The organism is Bradyrhizobium sp. P2_E8 (assembly GCF_056403875.1).
In genome coordinates this window covers 1-2,214 of record NZ_JBFUES010001132.1, presented here as the reverse complement: position 1 = coordinate 2,214, position 2,214 = coordinate 1, and the positions used below count along the sequence as shown (strand labels likewise).

At 65.7% G+C, this 2,214-nt stretch carries 4 protein-coding genes; 2 read left to right on the top strand and 2 right to left on the bottom strand.

Annotated features, from left to right (window positions below; genetic code table 11):
• Nucleotides 1–504 (top strand): alpha/beta hydrolase (locus AC1D00_RS37665; RefSeq protein WP_477014159.1); only part of this gene is annotated, 504 nt, incomplete at its 5' end.
• 82 nt (nt 505–586) lie between these two features.
• Nucleotides 587–793, top strand: a complete 207-nt coding sequence (locus AC1D00_RS37660; RefSeq protein ID WP_027544339.1) for a hypothetical protein — start codon at nt 587–589, stop codon at nt 791–793.
• An 80-nt stretch (nt 794–873) separates the two neighbouring features.
• Here AC1D00_RS37660 and AC1D00_RS37655 read toward each other — a convergent pair whose 3' ends face one another.
• Together AC1D00_RS37655 and AC1D00_RS37650 are read right to left on the bottom strand one after the other, a co-directional pair.
• On the bottom strand, nt 874–1,536 hold the full coding sequence (locus tag AC1D00_RS37655) for a DsbA family protein (protein WP_477014158.1): 663 nt from the start codon (nt 1,534–1,536) through the stop codon (nt 874–876).
• 87 nt (nt 1,537–1,623) lie between these two features.
• A partial coding sequence (locus tag AC1D00_RS37650; protein ID WP_477014157.1) for an LrgB family protein occupies nt 1,624–2,214 on the bottom strand: 591 nt, incomplete at its 5' end.

The window sequence follows — 2,214 nt, the reverse complement described above, 5'->3', positions numbered from 1 at the left end:
GGCCGTGGCTTCCTGTGGAGCTGGTTACGCGATGCCCGCAGCCTGGGTGCGATCCTGGTGGCGCCGACGGCGACCGGTCAAACCTGGGCGCTGATGAGCGACGACACTGATACGCCCAACCTCATGCGCATCCTCGAGACCGTGCGCAGCCGCTGGACCATCGACGGCTCGCGCATGCTGCTGACCGGCATGAGCGACGGAGGCACTTTCTGCTACGTCAGCGGGCTCGATGGAGCCTCGCCCTTTACGCATCTCGCGCCGGTGGCGGCGACCTTCCACCCGCTGATGGCGGAGATGGCGGATGCTGCGCGCCTGCAGGGCCTGCCGATCTTCATCACCCACGGCAAGCTCGACTGGATGTTTCCCGTGCAGACCGCGCGACAGACACAAGCGGCGTTCTGCGCCGCCGGCGCCGACGTCACTTATCGCGAGATCGACGATCTCAGCCACACCTATCCGCGCGAGATCAATGCGGAGCTGCTAGAGTGGCTGAACGGAGAATGAACAACCTCTCCTTAGATGCGCCGCATGGCCGCGGAACCATCGCGCCGTGCCGACGTTATCGGCGCGACACCGGAGGTTCGCTATGAAGACTTTTTTCGGAATGATTTTGGGCGCGCTGCTTCTTGCGGGCGGCGTCTATGTCTATGATTCCATGCAGACCTCATCCGTCGCCAATGGCGAGGTCGCGACCACCAACCGCACCATCGTGAACTGGGATGTCGCCAAGGCCGACTGGGATGCTCTGCGCGATCGCGCGCACAAGGACTGGGTCCGCATCTCGTCGAAGTAACGTTGCTGACATCATGAACAAGGCGCCGTCGCGGTCTGCGGCGGCGCCTTTGTGTTGGCCAGTCGGTTGCGGCGGGCGCCTTAGTTCATCTTGGCCTTGCGCGCGTCGGCGATGACCTGCTCGAACTCGGTCATGCTGAGCGCGCCGGGCACGCGGTACTTGCCGACGATGAATGACGGGGTGCCGCGGAAGCCGAAGGCTTCGGCCTGCTCGTTGTTGCGCTTGAGGATGGCGTCGATGTCCCTGGCATGGTCGGCGAGATCGCGCTTCAACCGGTCCATGTCGACGCCGGCAGCCGCCAGAAGCTCATTGATGCGCGGCTCGGTCAGGCGGGAGCTGACGCCCATCATGGCGTCATGGGCCTGGTGGTACTTGTCCTGGAATTTCGCCGCGAGCGCGATCCGCGCCGCCGTGACCGACACCGGCCCAAGGACCGGCCAGTCCTTCATCACCAGCCTCACCTTGCCGTCGTCCTGAACGACCTGGCGCAGCTCGGGCTCGAGCTTGCGGCAATAGGGGCAATTGTAGTCGGACCATTCGACGATGGTGATATTGCCGTCGGGATTGCCGGCGACGGGCGTGTCCGGATCGCGCAGCACCTTGGTTTCGGTCAGCACCTCGTCATCGGCGGCGGCGGCCCATGCCGAGGTGATGCCGCCCGCTGCGAGCGCGCCCACCCCGATCAGCGTGAGCGCCGCACGCCGCGTCGGTACCAAGAGGCCCTTATTCCTGAATCCAGTCATATCTCGTCCCGTTTCGGTCCCATCCCCGCAAATACGGTTGGAGACCGGGAAGTGTTACGCTTCATATAGAGCGTCGCGGCGGCGATGTCATCGCACCAGCAGCGTGACCGCCAGCGGGACCAGGAACGAGGTCACCAAGGCGTTCAGGCTCATGGCGATGCCGGAAAAGACGCCGGCGATCTCATCCACCTGGAACGCGCGCGCGGTGCCAATGCCGTGCGCGGCGAGGCCGGCGGCAAATCCGCGCGCGCGGAAATCGGTGACGCCGGTGCGGTTCATCAGCGGCGTCACGATGATCGCGCCCATGATGCCGGTGAGGATCACCGCGACCGCCGCCAGCGAGGGATCGGCGTGCAGGGATTCGGCGATGCCCATGGCAACGCCGGCCGTGACCGATTTCGGCGCCAGCGACAGCACGACGTCGCGCGGCAGCCCGGCGAGCTCGGCCAGCAGCACGACCGACACCACCGCCGTGACCGAGCCGGCCACGAGCGCCACCAGCATCGGCACGATGGACGACACCACGCGCCTGCGGTTCTCGTAGAGCGGCACGGCGAGCGCGACGGTGGCGGGCCCCAGCAGGAAATGCASGAACTGCGCACCGGCGAAATAGGTGGTGTAGGAGGTGCCGGTTACGAGCAGGAACGCTCCGATGATCCACATCGCATGCAGCACGGG

Coding starts and splice junctions, on each gene's coding strand:
- AC1D00_RS37660 (WP_027544339.1), top strand. CDS start 587: ATGAAGACTTTTTTCGGAATGATTTTGGGCGCGCTGCTTCTTGCGGGC.
- AC1D00_RS37655 (WP_477014158.1), bottom strand. CDS start 1,536: ATGACTGGATTCAGGAATAAGGGCCTCTTGGTACCGACGCGGCGTGCG.